Annotated in this window: 8 protein-coding genes; 7 read left to right on the top strand and 1 reads right to left on the bottom strand. The window is 56.8% G+C overall.

Features of this window, described 5'->3' with window-relative positions; all coding sequences use genetic code 11:
* Nucleotides 1–189: 189 nt before the first annotated feature.
* The 7 genes from RBB82_RS11520 to RBB82_RS11490 all read left to right on the top strand — a co-directional run bounded on the left by RBB82_RS11520 (nt 190) and on the right by RBB82_RS11490 (nt 13,166).
* Complete coding sequence (locus tag RBB82_RS11520) at nt 190–3,777, top strand: carboxypeptidase regulatory-like domain-containing protein (RefSeq protein WP_433975275.1); 3,588 nt, start codon at nt 190–192, stop codon at nt 3,775–3,777.
* A gap of 442 nt (nt 3,778–4,219) precedes the next feature.
* On the top strand, nt 4,220–5,713 hold the full coding sequence (locus RBB82_RS11515; RefSeq protein WP_433975274.1) for a toll/interleukin-1 receptor domain-containing protein: 1,494 nt from the start codon (nt 4,220–4,222) through the stop codon (nt 5,711–5,713).
* Nucleotides 5,714–5,717: 4 nt separating this feature from the next.
* Nucleotides 5,718–10,217 (top strand): hypothetical protein, encoded by a 4,500-nt coding sequence (locus tag RBB82_RS11510; RefSeq protein ID WP_433975273.1) that lies wholly within the window; start codon nt 5,718–5,720, stop codon nt 10,215–10,217.
* A 150-nt stretch (nt 10,218–10,367) separates the two neighbouring features.
* The gene (locus RBB82_RS11505; RefSeq protein WP_433975272.1) at nt 10,368–10,793 is read left to right on the top strand and encodes a DUF4231 domain-containing protein; all 426 of its coding nucleotides are present in this window, start codon (nt 10,368–10,370) and stop codon (nt 10,791–10,793) included.
* Between the two features lie 154 nt (nt 10,794–10,947).
* Nucleotides 10,948–11,760, top strand: a complete 813-nt coding sequence (locus RBB82_RS11500; RefSeq protein WP_433975271.1) for a hypothetical protein — start codon at nt 10,948–10,950, stop codon at nt 11,758–11,760.
* 36 nt (nt 11,761–11,796) lie between these two features.
* Entirely contained in the window at nt 11,797–12,330 is a 534-nt protein-coding gene (locus tag RBB82_RS11495) for a hypothetical protein (protein ID WP_433975270.1), read from the top strand.
* Nucleotides 12,331–12,383: 53 nt separating this feature from the next.
* Nucleotides 12,384–13,166, top strand: a complete 783-nt coding sequence (locus RBB82_RS11490) for a hypothetical protein (RefSeq protein ID WP_433975269.1) — start codon at nt 12,384–12,386, stop codon at nt 13,164–13,166.
* A 10-nt stretch (nt 13,167–13,176) separates the two neighbouring features.
* Here RBB82_RS11490 and RBB82_RS11485 read toward each other — a convergent pair whose 3' ends face one another.
* On the bottom strand, nt 13,177–18,504 hold the full coding sequence (locus RBB82_RS11485; RefSeq protein ID WP_433975268.1) for an SDR family NAD(P)-dependent oxidoreductase: 5,328 nt from the start codon (nt 18,502–18,504) through the stop codon (nt 13,177–13,179).
* Nucleotides 18,505–18,506: the final 2 nt, after the last annotated feature.

The raw sequence follows: 18,506 nt of genomic DNA, 5'->3' as shown, positions 1-18,506 counted from the left end.
TCAACTGGTACCCATCGAATTACATAAATTTTTCATCCTCTGTGAGGAGTACGACAGCTATCTCGAAATTGTTCAGCCCTGGTCGAATTTCGTTGTCTTAGCAGTGCTCGCTCTGTAACTGCAGTCTTCTTCTACACGCAAGAGCCGCCTTCAGTCGTGTTATCGAAAGGGGTTGTGATGAGACGCATAATGATGAGGGCAGAGTGTCCTAACTCTGCGGATGGCCTAGCTAATAAAACTTCGTTCAAACTATATTTTTCTGTTATTGCGCTTGCTCTCGCGTTTGTGATTTGCCCGGCTTTGTACGGCCAGGCTACTGGAAGTTTTTCCGGCAACGTCACCGATAAATCCGGATCGAGCGTGCCTGGAGCTACTGTCACGGTTACGTCTCAAGGAACCGGCCTGACGCGTGCAACAAAGACAGATAGCGCTGGCCACTATCTGGTTCCTTTGCTCCCTGTCGGCACTTACACCGTTCGCGTCGACTTCACCGGTTTTCAGAGCACGGAATCGAAGGATCTCCGTCTCCAGATTGACGAAGCCCGCGAACTCGATTTTTCCGTCGCACCCGCGACCGTAGTCTCTTCCGTGACAGTCTCCGGTGACGCCGTAACGACCGAGACCACGAATCCTTCTCTCGGCCAGGTGATTACCGCGCAGCAGGTGTCGCAGCTACCCTTGAACGGTCGCGACTTCGTGCAACTCGCGACGCTGACCGCAGGCGCTACAGCCGAGACCAATCCCAACAGCTTTTTTACCTCCGGCACCGACAGCGAGGTGGCCGCGCGCGGCTCCTTCTCTTTGTCGGTTGGCGGTTCCCGGCCCAACAGCACCGATTGGCTGCTCGATGGAGTCGACAATAACGAACTGACGGCGGGCGGAATCGGCGTCTTAACTTCGATCGACGATATCGCGGAGTTCAAGGTGCTCACCTACTCCTATTCCGCGGAATACGGCTCCCGTGCCGGCCCTACCGTGCTGGTCACAAGCAAGTCGGGTACAAATGACTTCCACGGATCTCTCTTCGAGTTTGTGCGCAACACGGCCTTCGACGCCAAGGGCGACTTTGACACCACAACTCCGAAGTTCAATCTGAACCAATTTGGAGGCTCCATCGGAGGACCCGTCATCCACAACAAACTGTTCTTCTTCGTGGATGGCGAGCAGAAGTATCAGCGTCAAGGGATCACCTTTACCGGTCTGATTCCTTCACTGGCCATGCGCAATGGCGACTTCTCGGCCGACCCATTCGGGAACAATGTTTCGACAGGCACCAATGGTGCTTTCAGTCCCGCGATCGCTAACCCGAATATGTTTGGTACAGCCAACCCTTACTTCCAGTGCGATGCCTCCGGCACTCCAATACCTGCAAACGCCGACGGCAGCCAGGCACCGGGGACACCTTGCAACAAGATTCCTTCAAACCTGATTAACAGCGCTGGCCGTGGACTGCTCGATATCTATCCTGCGCCGAACGCTGCCGGTGGGAGCTATAACTATGTCAACGAGCCGGTCCGCGTCCTGAACGAGACCAAATTCGATATTCGACTGGACTATACGCTCACGTCCAAGGACAACGTGTTTGGCCGCTTCAGCTACGACCAGGCGTTCTCTTTTGCGCCTGGCGGCGCGCCCGACCTCGCTGAAGCCAACGCCTTCGGCAGCAACGAAAACCTCATCAATCACGCACGCAATGTCGGCCTTGGCTGGAGCCATGTGTTCGCGGCCAACACACTCAACCAGGTCACCTTCGGGTACGACCGCATCTTCAACTACATCGACTCACAGGGTAACTTCACCTGCGGATCGGCCCTTCTGGGGATTCCCAATGCCAATACCGGCTGCTCGCCTGATGGCACCCCACTTGCGGGAGGATCCTTCAGTCAAGGCATCGTTTCCATCGAGCCCACCAGCGGATACTGGTCACTCGGCGATCGTGGCTACTCCCCCTTTCAGGGTGGAACCAACATCTACTCCTTTAAAGACGATCTCGACCTGATCCGTGGCAAACACGATATTCACGTCGGCATCGACCTCCGTGCCAATCAGATGAATGTGGGTACTGAAGCCTTTGGATCCGGCTTTCTGCTGCCTGGTGTCACAGGAAACTTCAGCGGAGCAGGTGTAGCCCCAGGCAATCCCATGGCCGACCTGCTGATGGGGATTAGCGGAGGCGCCATCCACGACCAGACATTCAATGGCGCAGTTACCGGCCGTCGCTGGAAGATCGTGAGGCCCTTCGTCGAGGATGACTGGCGGATCACTCCGTCGCTGACCGTCAATCTGGGCCTGGCGTGGGCCATTACAAGTCCGATCACCGAGGTCCATGACCGGATGGCGAACTACATCCCATCGACCAGAACACTTCTCATCGCAGGCCAGAACGGAGTAAGCCGATCGGCGGGCATCGATAGGTTCGGCGGCGCGTATGAACCGCGCTTAGGCTTCGCCTGGAAGGTTCTTGGCAGCGACAAGACAGTTCTCCGCGGCGGCTTCGGCATTTATCACGATTCGGTCTGGAGCCAGGGTGCGCAGGGCCTGTGGCAAAATCCTCCCAACCTCGGCGAGACGGATCAATTCGCCGGCGCGGGCTGCGCCTTTGCGACTTCATTCTGCGCTAGTCAAGGCCAGACAGTTTCGGCTCCCTTCTTCCTCTCCGACGGCTTTCCGATTCCGCCTACGCCGGGGACTGTAGACAACTTCGAAGGCACGTTCTACTACCAGCCGCCCAACTTCCAGCCCGGCAGGGTTCATCAATATAACGTCAACGTGGAACGCCAGCTACCGGGCGATGTTCTGCTAACAGCTGGCTATGCCGGTGCGGTCGCCGGCCACATATTGGTTAGCGGCAATGCCATCAACGTCAACAGCCCCTCTGCTTGCGGAGTCGACACTACCTATACGATCGGCTGCCTGCCCGGCGGCGCACCCTACATCTATCCCTTCCCCACTGAGAACTTCAACTCGATCATTCTCTTTGGCGATGTGGGCAAAACTCACTACAACTCTCTGCAGATCAAAGCGGAGACCAAAGCGCCCAAGCACGGTCTTTACGCGCTGATTGCTTACACCTACTCGCGAACATACGACAATGGTCTAAGCGATGGTCTGGGCTCGTTGTTGAGCGCCCCGTACTTTCCTCTGCCCAACTGGGAAAATCTTGACTGGGGCCTCTCGCAGATCAACCTGAATCACAGCTTCACTGCGAGCATCATCTATGACCTGCCAGTCGGCAGGGGCAAAACGTTCGGAAGCAACATGGGCACTGTGACCAACACGCTTCTCGGCGACTGGCAGGTCACGCTGATTGAAAGGATCTCCTCCGGCTTCCCTGTTCCATTGATCGACAGCAGTAATCAGTCGGGGACTACCTTCAATGAAGGCGGCAACAGCTTCAACTACAACCGGCCTGACCAGATTGCCGGCTGCAATACGCACGCAGCAAATCATGGCCAGTTTCAGTGGATCAACCCTAATTGCTTCGCCGCTCCGGCTCCAGGCGAACTTGGCAATGCCAATCGTGTCCCCGTCTCGGGACCCGATTTCGTCAACTCTGACTTCTCACTTATCAAGCAATTTCGCTTGCCTCGTGAGATGGGCTTGAACTTCCGCGCTGAGTTCTTCAACCTGTTCAATCACCCGCAATACGGATCGCCAATCGCCGACATCAACTTCAATTCACCGGCCGCGGGCACAGTGTCCCCATTCTTCGGTTCGGTGAATTCAACCGTAAACAATCCGCGCTTGATACAACTTGCCCTCAAGCTAACCTTCTGAGGCTGAGGATGACTTCAAGACGTATAGAGCCTCCGAAAGGAGGCTTTCTATGTCTAGTCTGTGCATCTTGTGACTATTTCCAGTCATACGTGCTCGACACACAAACCCTTGCTCGATAAGGGTGGTTGGAGTTATATTCGCTACCATCCGCTTTGTGTTCGCCTCGATAGCCCTTTTTCAAAGGGGTTCTGTGATCGTGGATTTGCCAGCGGAGCGGGTAGTCAATAGAAGTACGGGCCACGCAGGGTGCTCTTGTAGATCGACGAGCTTCGGCTCAGACGTTGAACGCATGGAGGGCAGGTTACTGTTACGAGTCGTCTCCCGCGAACTCAGAACACGACCTCTATGTAGCAAAGCAAGAACGGCACGATGACAGTGAATCATTGGGTGTGGCCATCCTGCTGCCCAAATGCGATGCGAGCCACCCTCGGGAGGGCGGGCAATGCCATACGACAAGCACATCTTTATCAGTTACGCCCATCTCGATAACCAGCCCCTGACGTCGGAGCAGGAGGGATGGGTGAGCCGTTTTCACGATTCGCTCCAAACGATCCTTACGATGCGAATGGGGCACAAGGCGCAGATCTGGCGCGACAAGAAGCTTCGCGGAAACGACGTCTTCGCTGACGAGATCGTGGCCCAGCTTCCGAAGACCGAGATTCTGGTGTCCGTTCTGAGCAAGTGCTACATCGAGTCCAAGTGGTGTCAGCGAGAGGTTGAAGAGTTTTGCAAAAACTGCGGCGAGATTAGGATTGGCAACAAATTTCGCATCATTAAGGTAATCAAGTTACCAATTGATCGAGGCGCTCCTCTGCCTCCAATGATGAATGAGATGCTCGGCTACGAGTTTTTCACGTATCAGGACCATGAGCAGGGTAAGACTCCGATGGAGCTCGACCCGCTTTACTTCCCCAAACAGGCGCCTCTGTACATTGAAAAGCTCTGTATCCTGGCCGACGACATCATCGACGTTATTAAGCAGATCGAGAATCCCGTTGCCGCCATCGTACCCAATCTGCAGCCTGCCGCACCACGTCCGCAGGTCTATCTTGCCCAATGCAGTCGTAATCAGAAAGACGCGCGGGAGGCCCTGGAGATGGACCTCAGGCAGCACGGATATTCCATCTTTCCAGACAAGCAGTTGCCAAATGAGGAGACCGAGTTTATCTCGCAGGTCTCCGCCATGCTGGAGCAATGCAGCTTCAGCATCCATCTTGTCGGAGGTTCTTCAGGATTCATTCCAGAAGGATCGAGCGGACGATCCGCCGTCATTTTGCAGAACGAGATATCCATCGCGCAAGCGAAAAAGAGCGGAATGCGCAGGGTGATATGGCTTCCCGCAAATACTGAATCTCACGATCCGGAGCAGCAGCGCTTCATCGACGCTTTGCACCGGGATGCTGAAACACAGTTCGGCGCGGACTTGATCACAGGCGACCTCGAAGTTCTTAAAGCCGAAGTACACTGCATCCTGGAAGGTCTCGAGAAAACCAAAGAGCCTGCCGTCGAATCCTGTGCGACCAGCGATGTTAAACTCCTCTACCTCATCTGCGATCAGGCGGACCGGGAGGCGGTGCTGCCCTTGCGTAAGGCGCTCAAGAGTGGGGGATTTGAGGTGAAGATTCCTCTCTTCGAGGGTGACGCAGCGACTGTCGATCGCGCAAAGAGAGAGATGCTTGCCGAGTGCTGCGCGACCTTGATCTTTTATGGAAAGGGCGGCGAAAGCTGGAAGCGCGCAGTCGATAGTGACTTGCTGAAATCGAGAGGATATCGCCGAGATAAACCGCAGCTACTCCGATTTACTTACCTCTCCGGCCCCGAGACCGCCGAAAAAACCGAGATGATCGAATTGGAAGAACCCAATCTCATCAACGGACTAGGGGGATTTTCTGAGATCGCAGCCAGAACCCTTCTGGAGACAATTCAAGTTCGGTGAGGCCGTGGAGACGATAATTCCAACTCAGGTTCGCAATCCATTCCCGGGGCTAAGGCCATTTCGCGAGGACGAGGAACACCTCTTCTTCGGCCGCGAGAGCCAGGTCCACGCGATGGTCGACAAGCTCTCTGCGACCAGATTTCTCGCCGTGGTGGGTACTTCCGGAAGCGGGAAATCATCTTTGGTCAACTGCGGACTTCGCCCATCGCTGCACCGCGGATTGATGGCGAAGGCGGGCAGCTCCTGGCGCATCGCGCAGTTTCGCCCGGGCGGCAATCCTTTGCGAGCGATGGCGCGTGCGCTGGCCCCGGACGGTCTACTCTTCAGTGGCTTCGACTCCGACACCCTATCCCTCGAAGACATCATCGAAGCTTCCCTTCGCATGAGCAAGCTTGGGCTCTCCCGCGTCTACAACGATGCCCGTCTTCCCGAGAGGACCAATCTCCTCATCGTCGTCGATCAGTTCGAAGAGCTCTTTCGCTATCGTGAATCCGAGTCTCAATTCGCAACCGATCCTAAACAGCGAAGCCTTGAATCCACCGCCTTCGTCAATCTTCTTCTTGATCCCAGAACGCAGCCCTACCTTCCTATCTATGTCGTTTTAACCATGCGCTCCGACTTCCTTGGAAGCTGCGCTGAGTTCGCGGGCCTTCCCGAAGCAGTCAACGAGGGCGAATATCTGATCCCACGTCTGACACGCGACGAGCGACGAGCCGCCATTGAAGGTCCTGTCAGCGTTGGAGGAGCCGAGATTACGCCGGTGCTCCTCACGCGGCTCGTCAACGACGTGGGCGACAATCCAGACCAGCTCTCCATCCTTCAACACGCGCTGAACCGCACATGGGCTTGTTGGGAGAACGACGATGGCGCACGTGGTCCGCTCGACCTTCGACACTACGAAACCATCGGCACCATGTCTCACGCACTCGATCAGCACGCCGAACGCGCTTATCGAGAGCTGCACGGTGAGCATGCGCAGAAGATCTGCGAAAAGATCTTCAAAGCCCTGACCGACAAGAGAACCGACCCCGGGGTTCGTAGACCAACCCGCTTCGGCGTTCTCTGTCGGCTGGCAGGAGCCACATCCGAAGAGGTCACAGAGGTCCTCAACGTCTTCCGCAAGCCCAGCCGCTCTTTCGTCATGCCTCCTCTGCACGAAGACCTCGACGAGCACACCGTCATCGACATCTCGCATGAAAGCCTGATGCGTATCTGGGAGCGCTTAGTCGCGTGGACCGATGAAGAGGTTCAGTCTGCGCAGCTCTACAGGCGTCTTTCAGAGACAGCTGCTCTCCATCTTGCGGGTAAAGCTGGTCTTTGGAACGACCCCGATCTGCAATCTGCCCTTGATTGGAAAGAGCGCGAGAAGCCAACGGAGGAATGGGCCGAGCTCTACGGCGGTCACTTCGACCATGCCATGGCGTTCCTCTCCGCCAGCCAGATCCACCGCGACAAAGAGCTGCAGGACGTCGAAGATCGACGGCGACGTGAACTTCAACAAGCCCAGGATCTTGCTGCAGAGCGACAGAAGCACATCGACGAACAGGCACAAGCGACCGTTAAGCTTCGACGATGGCTTGGGGCGCTTGCGGTTGTCGCCGTTGGTCTCTTCCTGGTTGGGATTCTCGCTGTTCGGGAGTCAATCACGGCGCGCAACGCGCTTAACGGCAAGAACGACGCTCTCAAAATCGCCGAGATTTCAAAACAGCAATATTACGCAGCCTCTCTCGCGGACCAAAAGGCCGAGGTGCTCGCAGAGGAACGGGAACAATCCGCAGAGATGTCAGACAGGGAGATGCGTCTTGAAGGCCTGCGTGTCAGAGACGCAAATCTCGTGAATCAGTCCGAACTCGAGAGCATGGCCGACAGTCTTCTTGAATACTCGTCTGGCCAGCAAGCTGCAATGTGGCGCCGCAGCAAAGGCGACTTCCTCATGAATCAGGGAGACTATACCGATGCGTTGGATCTGCTCTCAAAGGTTATCGAGGCCTCTCCTAATGACTCCTCCGCCAGAACCGAACGGGGATATCTCCTCATCTTGCTCAATAGACCTACCGATGCACTTCAGGACTTCCACTACATCCGCGACAATGTTGACCGGGGCTTTCCCATCAACGATTTGAATCTTACGATTGCTGCAGCCGCCGTGGGAGACTATGCCAGCGCTCAACGTTACTCGAGAGATGCCGTTACCGATATGCGCCACCGCGATTCCGACAGTGGAGGCGAAGTTCTAATTCCTCCTGACATCACCAGGGCTACTGGTCGAGTCACACTCGCTGCCTCCGGACCAACATTTGTTACTGCCATCTACTACGAGCAGGCTAGTCTCGAAGCTTACATCGGAGATCTCGCGGGCTTTCGCGCAGCTCTGCAACGCGCCGATCTCAGCGCTCGAGCTCTATCGCCGGTCGCCGCAAAGGACGCGTACTTTGTCGCCATGACGTGGGCCTGGCTACACCTTGGCGTTCGGTGCCCCGACTCCGCTGCCCGCTGCAAGGACTACAGCGCCTTTGCCAGCCAGGCAGCGCTGTGGGAGCGAGCGGGCTACAAGGACTGGGCGGTCTGCTACTACGAAAGATTCGAGGACAAGGCTAAGAAGTGGCCTGATCGCCGCTACACCGATATTTCGCAGTGGGTGCAGCAATCCAGGTCCGCGCTCGGCCCTTCTTTCTCATGCCAGAATCTCAAGGACGAGGAGCCCGACGTCTCAGCGCTGGAGGTCGCAGCAAGAGAAGCGAAGGCAAGAAAAGACTTTGCGAAAGCGAGAAGCCTCTACGATCAGGCTCTCGCCAAGGCGGGCGACGTCGAAAAAACACGGCTAATCCTTCTCAAAGCGGACGTTCTCCTTGAGACAGGTCGCGCCGAAACAGAGAGTTCGAAGAATCAGGACGCTATTGCAGACGCTGCGAAGACACGCGCCAATAAGTTAGAAGCCGACGAGAAAGCAGAGGAGGAGCGCCAGCAAAATCTGCTAAAAAAGGCGCGCATTGACAAGTTAGAGGCGGACGAGAAGGTAGAGGAGGGTCGCCAGCAAAATCTTCAAAAATCGGGTTCCAACGATGCGGCAAGTTGGGCGGCTGCCAAGAGCCGAATTGACCAACAATATGCTTTGAAGATAGCCGCAGCTCGCAAGGAACAGACTGCCGCCGAGCAATCATCGCTTCGCCACAGACGAGAAGCAAATAGCGCATTTCTGGAACTCAAGCGTGATTGCACCCATATCCTGAAGACGAACCCTGAGTCCGGTACGGCGTACTACTACCGCGCCCTGGCTAACGACTGGTTGGATTCAGGCTCTCTCCAGCCAGTGCTCTCTGATATTCATCAGAGCCTCAGACTCGATCCCGACAATCAGGCGGCACTCTATCTGCTCGACGAACTCGTTCCAAACGAACCAAAAGAACAAAACCGCTTTCTTGAGGAAAATCGCCGGTCTCTCGATCACCTTTATAAGGTCTCCCCGTATCAAGCGCGCGTCGTTATTCACCAAGCCAAACTCGCGCAACAGCAGAAACACTATGTCGATGCTCTTCAACTAGCGGACATCGCCATCAACATGAAGCCGGGCGATTTTTCCTACTATGCCGTCCGCGCAGAGATTCAGCGTTTACTTGGCTACGATGAAGCACAGGTCCAACGCAATCTCGCTGAAGGTTATCGGAAGGCTGGTTACATCCTCAGAACACGTGACAGCGCAAACCCGGAATATGCCGATCTGTGGGAGTGGAGCGCGCGCTCTACCCTCGCGAAGAGCCATGGCGGAGATGAAGTGCGCTGCGATCCGGAGGTTAAAGTCTGCAGCATCACGAAGACAGTAGAGGTAAACGGTGAATTGATATTCGGCGAGATCCTTGCGCTCCTTCAGCAAAGCGAGAATCACAAGACCGTCGAAGTCCGGATAGACAAGGGCGCCGAAGATGGAGTCGTCGTAGGAACCCAGGGCGACGCCTGGTCTCTGCGCTCGAAGAGCGAGGATGGTCATGAGCGCCCCATCGCGAAGCTCGGCACCATCGAAGTGCTCTCCACTGAGCCGCATTCCGCGCTGGTGCGTATTCAAGTTGACCAGCCTGAAGGTGACGGAATGGTGCGCAAACAAGATGTGGTCCACATAAAAGCACGCGTGCCTAAGCTGGCAGATCGTTCTTCGCTCTGGTCGGTTGCAAAGTATAACGTCTCCGTTATCGACTCGCACAACAAAGTCGTTTTGGACTACGACACCTTATATGGAGATGAGACGCCGGAGCTGGACGCCAAACTCTTTCAAAGAATTATCCAGGATATTCATGACGCAGCTCCACTATTCAACGTTCGCCTTGAGCCCATCAAGCAAGGGAAGTTCGCCAACCAGACTCTGAGTCACGCGATGGAGGTCGCCAGCACCGAAGACCTCAAAGACTTCATCGCTTATCTTCTCAAATACCCCGGGGATATCCTCGGCCAACGCCTCGAGGTTTATAAGCTGTATGCCGCCTGGGCTTACATCGGAACACCCACCGAGTAAGCAGCGGTAGGAACGGAATATCTTCTTCCGGTCCGTATCGAGAAATAGGTAAGTCATCCGAACGCGAGGATCCCAGCTCGCAGTAGGTCGCTTACCCCTCGCGATACAGCCACAAACGCTTTGATATATTCTGCCTGCCAAGGAGGGACAGTGAATAACGTGACTCCGCTTGAAAGGATCACTCAGCTAAGTTCGTGGTACGGGGTGAAGGCTCACCGCAATCGCACCTACTACCAGACTTTGAAGGCCACTCAAATTGTCTTCGCGGCGTCCATCCCAGTCGTCGCCGTATCGGGTGCCGGAGATATCCAGAGGTGGACGACTGCTGTTCTCGGCTCACTTGTCGGCATCATTGAGGGATTCATTCAGCTTGGGCAATATCAACAAAACTGGCTCTTATATCGAGCTACACGAGAGGCCCTGAAGCGCGAAGACTTCTTGCACAGCGCGAAGGCAGGCCCCTATGCAGACGCACGGGATGCAGACACGTTGTTTGTGGAACGAAGCGATTCGATCATGTCAGGGGAGAGCCTGAAGTGGATTGCAGCTCAAGAAAAGAAACCTGCAAACTCCTGAAACGCCCTTCCAATACGGTATTTTTGAAATTTCCTCTCTTTACCCACCGCGCACTACGAAGCGGCGCTAATGATGGCTGCAATTGACAGGGGCGGGTAGTGAGCCATAGCATTATGGCGCGTAGTGGTTGGATGCTTGGAGGCACCTCCAGATTATGGGTGCTACTGGTAACACGCCGTTGTCGCAACAGCAGGCGATTCAGCTTGCGGGTCCGGAGAATGCCCGGCTCTTCTTCTCAGGCCCTCCAAGATCGCTCACGGGCACCGTTCCCCTTGTTAACTCCGGTACGGACAAGCAGAAGATTCGATCGATTGCAGTAAGCGGCGGCGATCTTCTAGGCGCGGCAGGGCTTCCTCTTCGTGAGTTTTCCTTTTTTGCCAAGCTCTCGCCAGGCGAGCAGGCAAACATCTCGGGAAAGATTATGCTCGACCGGCGAACACAGCCTGGGAGCTACGAGGTCGCGATCACCGTGGGTTCAAGAACGTTACCCGCGACGGTTCATGTGACAGAGGTAATTGATCTAAGGATGCAGCCTCGTCAGATCACAATCCTGGCTGGCTCACCCAGTTCCTATACAAGAACGATCATCTTTGAAAACGCCGGCAACGTTGATTTGCCGATCGGGGCAGAGTGTGAGGTCCCGCTATTTGAACCGTTCGACCTGGTCAGCAGTATGCTGATCGGTCTGCGTAAAGCGGACAAAGCCTCCGCCGAATCGATGGTGAAAGGATTTCTACAGGAATGGTCAGAGCTTCCAGCTGGCTCTCTTGTAATCAAGCGGGAACCTAAAATTCTTCGTCCAGGGCAAAAGGCGGCAATCGACGTCGAGTTCCATTTGCCGCCTGATTTGAAACCTATCCATCAGTACCACACCAAAGTGCAGCTTTACAACGCGGCTATATCGGTTGATATCTACACGACCGCCAAAGTTGGAGCGCAGCGCAATCGAAGATCAAATGGGTCGTAGGCGAGTGCAACAAGAAAGTCCCGAAAGGAGGCACTGATGTCCAGCAGCACCGTCAATGTTGATGTTCCAAGCGGCAATCCACTTCCTCTCGAAATTGGCGGGAATGGGACGCCTATTCAGTCCCATACCGAACTGGAAATGGCAATCACCCAACCTATTGAGAGCAAGTCGAACAGTACGGCCAGTCTGGATCTTAAGATTGAACCATTGGACTTGAAGATTGAGCCGATCGATTTGAAGATTGAGCCTCTCAAAGTTGATACCGGTTCAACGATAGATTTGAAGCCGATCGCAGTCGATTCCTGCTCGACAATCAAACTGGCTCCCCTGCCTCCAATCAGGCTGGAACAGCCGTATTCGCAGCATTTCGGATTCACCTACATGGGTATGGAGTTATTCGGCTTCACGACCGCAGGACGATACGAAACATTGCTCAACAGTCCGGGCAAGAGCGGGCCTTGTAACTGTCACTCACCGGAAGAGCATCATCCCGGGCGGGAAGGTCAGCAAGCGTCTTCGGCGGTCTCCGCCGGCGGCGGTGGGCTGCGCGTTCGGGTCAACGGCAACTGAGGGGTAGAAGCCTTACGGCGCACCCCGATCTAGGAATTCGAGGAGAGCGATCCATGCACAACCACCACCACTTTCAGTCACAACCATGCGGCGAGTCAGCTGGCCCGCACATGTTCTACGGCTACTGCCATGACAGCGGCAGAATGCGGATGATGAACTTTCCCGATTACGTCAACAACGTGCAGACCGGCTATTCCAACCTCTACAGCAACCCAGCATCCGCGCTGCAGACGATGATGGGGATGATGCAGGGTGGCGGCAGCACGAGCACGTCAACATCTCCGACTCCTTCGCAGGAATGGTATGGGGAACGTGGACGGCGTGGGGAGCGTGGCCGGCGTGGAGAGCATGGATGCGGATGCCACGATGAGGGCGAGCGGGGATGTGGATGCCACGAAGACTGCGGGTGCTCCTGTTGTATCCGGTGCGCGGATACTGTGGAGTTTGCGCGCTGTGGCGAGACGCGCAAGATCTCTATTACCTTCGACAACGATTCGCGACGGGAACGCGCTGTGACGCTGGAACTGGCACCGTTTCTTGGTGAGAACGGGCAACAGCTGAACTGGCAGGCCTCGCTCTCTGAGACTACATTCACGCTTGGGCCATGCGGCGAGAAGACGGTGGTTCTGACTGTGACGATTGACTGCGGCAAGCCCGTAGGTGATGGAAACGCAAATCAACCACCTCAACCGGCGACAGTGGACGCGTGCAAGGTAGGTTACGCGACGGTGCGAGCTGAAGGATGCCTGGTGCGACCGCTCGTTGTGGCCGTGGCAGTGCAACCGGATCACTGTCGGGCGCACCGGGTCGGATGTCTATGCGGGTGCTGCTGCTAGGAGTGCACTTCTATTGGCGTTCCGCTCGTAGGATGCGGTACTCCCATGCGCCGCTCTTCATTTGCTCGTAGACCGCAGAGCCGGGGACTGCGAGGAAGTTGTCAATCATCGCTTCGTGGCCGCCAAACGCCTGGGCGCGGGTGGCAGCTACGTCATCGCACGATGCCAAAACGTTTGGAGTAATCTCGCGTTCGACCTGGATAGCAAGCCCCAGAGGGCCAAGCAACGCTCGAACCTCCAGCCAGCGCTCCGCGGGCAACAGGTCGGTGTAAAGGAACCTTCCCTTCTTCTTGAGAACACGACTGACCTCGGCGAAAAAAGCGCGGAGGTTGGGGTAGGTGTGCGATGACTCGAGATTGGTGACTGCGTCGAAGGAGCGGTTCTTAAAGGGCAGATTCTCTGAATCTCCCACTTCAAATTTTGTCTTTTGCCGATGGGTTCTGCGGCAGAAGGCGACTGCTTCCGGGGAGAGGTCGACGCCAACGGCTTTTGCGCCGAACGTCTCAGCCATCAGCGCGACTGTGCCGCCTCGGCCACAACCTACATCAAGCACGCGTTGGCCCTTCAGCTCGGAGTCGCCGATCAACTCGAAGGCTAGCCGGACCGAGTTGCGGTTAAACACACGCTCTGGAACCTCGAAGCGGGATTCGTCCTCGCCGTTCAGACTGATATATCCGTAGTTGAGGAAGAAGGAAGCATCGCCTACTCCTGACTGATCAAGGCGCCGGGTGACGTCGTTGTAGAACTCCCGATAACTTGCCTTTGTTGCCTTCGCGGGGGCATCTCCTTGCAGTTCAGATTCGTCGGGGGTGTCTGCGACAACCGGAAGACCTACTGGTCCCGGATCGATTTCGCCGGCCTGCGCTTTTTCGACAAGGACTGCGAGTTCGCCGATGCTGGGCACCTGGAAGAGCTTGAGTACAGGCAACTCGATCTGGAAGCGGTCACATATCTCGGCGGCAACGCGGGCGGCGAGCAGAGAGTGCCCGCCGAGATCGAAGAAGCGGTCGTGGATTCCAACCGAATTGAGACCCAGTTGGCGTCCCCAGATTTCGGCCAGAGTGCGCTCGGTTTCGGAACGAGGCTCAACAAATGCGGTAGGAAGATTAGGGCGTGGATGAAGCTCGAGGGCGACGGCGGTTGCAGTCTCGGGGCCCTGGTTGTGCCGCACCCAGGCTTTGAGGCGGTCGAAGAGGTTGACCGCAACCAGAACGCGAGAGCCGGCGGGAGAAGAAAGAAGACGCAAAAGTGCGTCGCCTCCTTCCGGTGGATTGATGGCCAGCGGCATGCTGACGCTCTGGGCTTCGGCCGCGTTATCCCAGGCGTCCCAGTCGATGCTGAGCCAATGCTCGCCTTGCTGCATCGCGAGCACATCAAGCAGGGCGTTTACACCTGCGTAAGCCGCTAGGCCCAGTCCTCCGAGGATAGCGGAGACAGAAGAGTGCAGCACCCAACGTTTTGGTGGTCTGTCAGTGAAGGCCGACATGAGATGAAAGAGCCCTCGGATCTTGGGAGAGAACTGCGCCTCAATTACCTCGGGGCCGGTGTCGGCAGCAGAAGCAAAGGCGGCCGCGTCGATGCGTGCCGCGCCGTGGACGACGAGATCGACCTGGCCGAAGTGGGCGAAGGCGGCATCGACGGCGGCGCTGACTTCGTCGGCACGGTTCAGGTCGGCCTTGAGAACAAGAACCTCATCACGCTTGGCGCGCATCTCTGCCAACCGCTTAAAGATCTCGCGCTGTGCTTCGGAGACAGAGCTATCTTGGCTGGCAGCGGCCCACTCGGCTGGAAGCGGCACGGTGGTTCGACCGACCAGGACAAGACGTGCTCCGAAGCCGGAGAACATTGCCTCGGCGAGGTGCAGGCCCATGTGCCCCAGGCCGCCGGTGATGAGGACGACGGGCTTTTCCGGCAAACCAAGGGGCGCCTTCGGCGGACCGGTGGGAAGAGAAACAAAGGTCTCGACAAAGCGGAGGCCGCCGCGCATGGCCACGGCAGGCTCGGGCAGCGTCGCGGCAAGCTCCGCCGTGATCATCGATGGAATGGAAACATCATCATCGACGTCGATGTGAGCCACGCGGAGGCCTGGATGTTCCTGGGGCAGGACTTTGGCGACACCGGCCTGCATAGCGCGCGGCGGATCGAGCGCGTCCTGTGGGTGAACGAGCGCAGTGCCGCGGGCTACGAAGATTACAGGCAGAGGACGAACAGTTTGTTGGCTGCTCAGTGCGTGGGCGAAGCGCATGGGCCCCAGGAGGGTAGTAGACGTGGCATCATCGAGCCTAGTATTCGTTGGGGGAGTGGCGTTCCAGCAATCGATGACGCCCGCTAGGCGATCGTCGCCGAGACAAATATCGATCGCGAGATTTCGATATCCTTCGGGCGCCTTGGGGTCCAGTTCGTACGACGATTCCGCGAGCTTGGCAAAACTGTTACCAGGCCGAACGACGAGGACTGTAGCCCCCTGGTTGCGAAGCAGATCGATGATGGACGATCCTGCCGTGTCGGGAGCATCAAAGACGACGAACCGGCGGGCCTTGAGCGATGCGCCGTCTAAGTTCAACGGGCTGGAAGATACCCATACCGATTTGTACATCCACTTGGAGGTGTCGCGAAGTTCGACAACAGGAGTGGTCGCGTCCGGATGAGCGCCGATCCAATAGCTTTGCCGTTCGAACGGATAGGTCGGCAGGCTGACGCGTCGGACTGGAGCAGAACGGTGGATCGCCTGCCAATCGACCGGCACACCAGCTACCCATAGACTGCCCAGAGTGGTGAGCATCTCTTCTCCGTCGGAGCGCGAAGAATCCGCTGTTGGAAGAGAAGTCAGACATTCCAGTTTTGTACTGGTCTCCTTTGCGGTGCTCTTGACGAATATGGACAAGGCATTGCCCGGTCCCACTTCAAGGAAGACGGGACTCTTACCGGCCGGCGTCTTTCCTTCCGATAGGAGGCGCAGGCCATCTCCGAAACGAACAGCATGACGCAATTGGGCCGTCCAGTATGCTGGGGTAGCTACTTCGCCGCCGGCCATTTTGCCGGTGAGCGTGGCGACGAACGGTTGGGACGGTGGATGCAGGGAGATCCCCTCCAGGACTTCTCCGAACTCCGCGAGGATCGGGTCCATCATCTCTGAGTGGAATGCGTGAGACGTATGAAGCCTGCGGCAGAAGATAGATTGACTGACCAACGCTTGCTCCGTTTTGTCGATCGACGGCGTAGGGCCCGAAAGAACGTAGAATCCGGGAGCATTGATGGCTGCCAGCGACACTTCGCCGATAGCGAATCGCTGCACGTCCTCAATGCTTCCAAGAACGGCCAGCATTGAGCCGCGGGGAAGGCTGGAAATCAGTTGTCCGCGCCTGGAGATGACTGTGAGCGCATCCTCAAGTTCCATCACGCCTGCGAGGGTCGCGGCCACGTACTCGCCGACGCTGTGGCCGATCATGACGGCTGGGTGGATTCCCCACGACTGCCATAGCGATGAGAGTGCGTAGCTGATAGTAAAGAGCGCGGGCTGCGCCCATTTGGTGTCCTTCAGATTCTCAGCGGCGTTCTTTTGCTTCTTCGCGGAAGGGAAGATGAGGCTGCGAATATCTGCCTGAAGTTTTCCCTTCAAAATGCTGGCGCAACGATCGATGATGCTCTTGACGAGTGGTTCAGTGTTGTAAAGGTCTTCTGCCATTCCCGGGTGCTGCGACCCTTGGCCGGGAAACATGAAGACGACAGAGCGATCTTGTGGCGCGGCTTCGGCAGGTACCTCACGGGACTCTCTTAGAGCTGCAATGGTGCGAGTGCGATCATCTGGTGCAGCCACGACGGCTCGGCGAAAGCGGAAGGAGCGTCGCCCGAGATGCAGAGTAGCAGCTGCATTCGAGAGCGCGATCTCAGGATGTCTCTCCAGATGATCCGCCAACCGGTCGGCCATTTGAGTCAGTACGGCTTCACTGCGCGCAGAGATCGTCAGAAGCTGAAAGGAATGCGCTGGCCTTGATCGCGCTGGGGCGGGAGCTTCTTCAACCACGATATGAGCATTGGTGCCGCCAACGCCGAAGGAGCTGACCCCTGCGCGGCGAGGGGTGCCGTTCCGTTCCCACGGACTCAACTTCTTGGTGACATAGAAAGGGCTGGCGGTCAGGTCAATTGCCGGATTGGGCGCAGTGAAGTGGACCGTCGGCGGAATAGCTCCGTGCTCGAGCGCGAGGACTGTCTTGATCAGGCCAGCGACACCGGCGGCACACGACAGATGACCAAAGTTGGATTTGACGGAACCGATACCGCAGAACCCGCGGCTCTTGGTGCTGGCGCGAAAAACCTCCGTGAGTGCGGAGATCTCGATAGGATCGCCAAGAATGGTGCCTGTTCCGTGCGCTTCGACATAGCCTATGGATCTCGGTGATATGCCGGACATGCGATGCGCGGCCCGTATGGCTTCCGATTGGCCGCGGCTGCTGGGCGCCGTATAGCCGACCTTGTCGTTGCCATCATTGTTGATCCCGGTGCCAAGGATAACGGCGCGAATGTTGTCTTTGTCCTCGAGTGCATCCGCAAGCCGACGCAACACGACAAGGCCTACGCCACTGCCCACAATGGTTCCCTGTGCGTTGGCATCGAAGGGACGACAGTGTCCGTCGGGTGAGAGGATGGAGCCGGGTGCGTAATAGTAACCGCCGCGTTGGGGAACCCGTACCGTCACCCCGCCAGCGAGAGCCATGTCGCAGCGGTGGTGATGCAGGCTCTCGCAGGCCATCGAGATCGCCACCAGTGACGTGGAGCACGTAGTTTGGACGGTGATGCTTGGGCCACGCAGGTTTAACCGATATGACACCTGCGTGCAAAGATGATCCTTGTCATTCGTTACCATCAGCTGCATGCCATCGATGTACTTCAAGGCATCCTGGTTTTGCGAGAGGTGGTAGAGATAGGTGCTCATCTCCGCGCCACCGAAGACACCGATGGGTCCGGAGAAGGTCTCGGGATCGTAGCCGGCGTCTTCTAGAGCCTCCCATGCGGTCTCGAGGAACAGACGGTGCTGGGGATCTGTGAGCGCGGCATCACGAGCAGAAAAACCAAAGAACTGCGCGTCGAACTGATCGATACCGTCAAGCACCGGGGAAGCATTGACATAGCCCGGAAGGCGCGAGATGCTGTCGGGAATGCCGGAGGCTCGCATCTCCTGCTGGGAGAGAATCGAAATAGACTCAATACCCTCGGCCAGGTTCTTCCAATAACTGTCGAGGTCGTTCGCTCCGGGAAATCGTCCACGCATACCGACGATCGCGATCGGTTCGCCTCGAACGCGGGGTTGTTCGATTCTTTGAACTTCGGTTTGGGTCATAT

It is taken from the genome of Tunturiibacter lichenicola (assembly GCF_051013355.1).
GTDB classification, from domain to species: Bacteria; Acidobacteriota; Terriglobia; order Terriglobales; family Acidobacteriaceae; genus Edaphobacter; species Edaphobacter lichenicola_F.
This window is presented reverse-complemented; position numbering and strand designations above follow the sequence as displayed.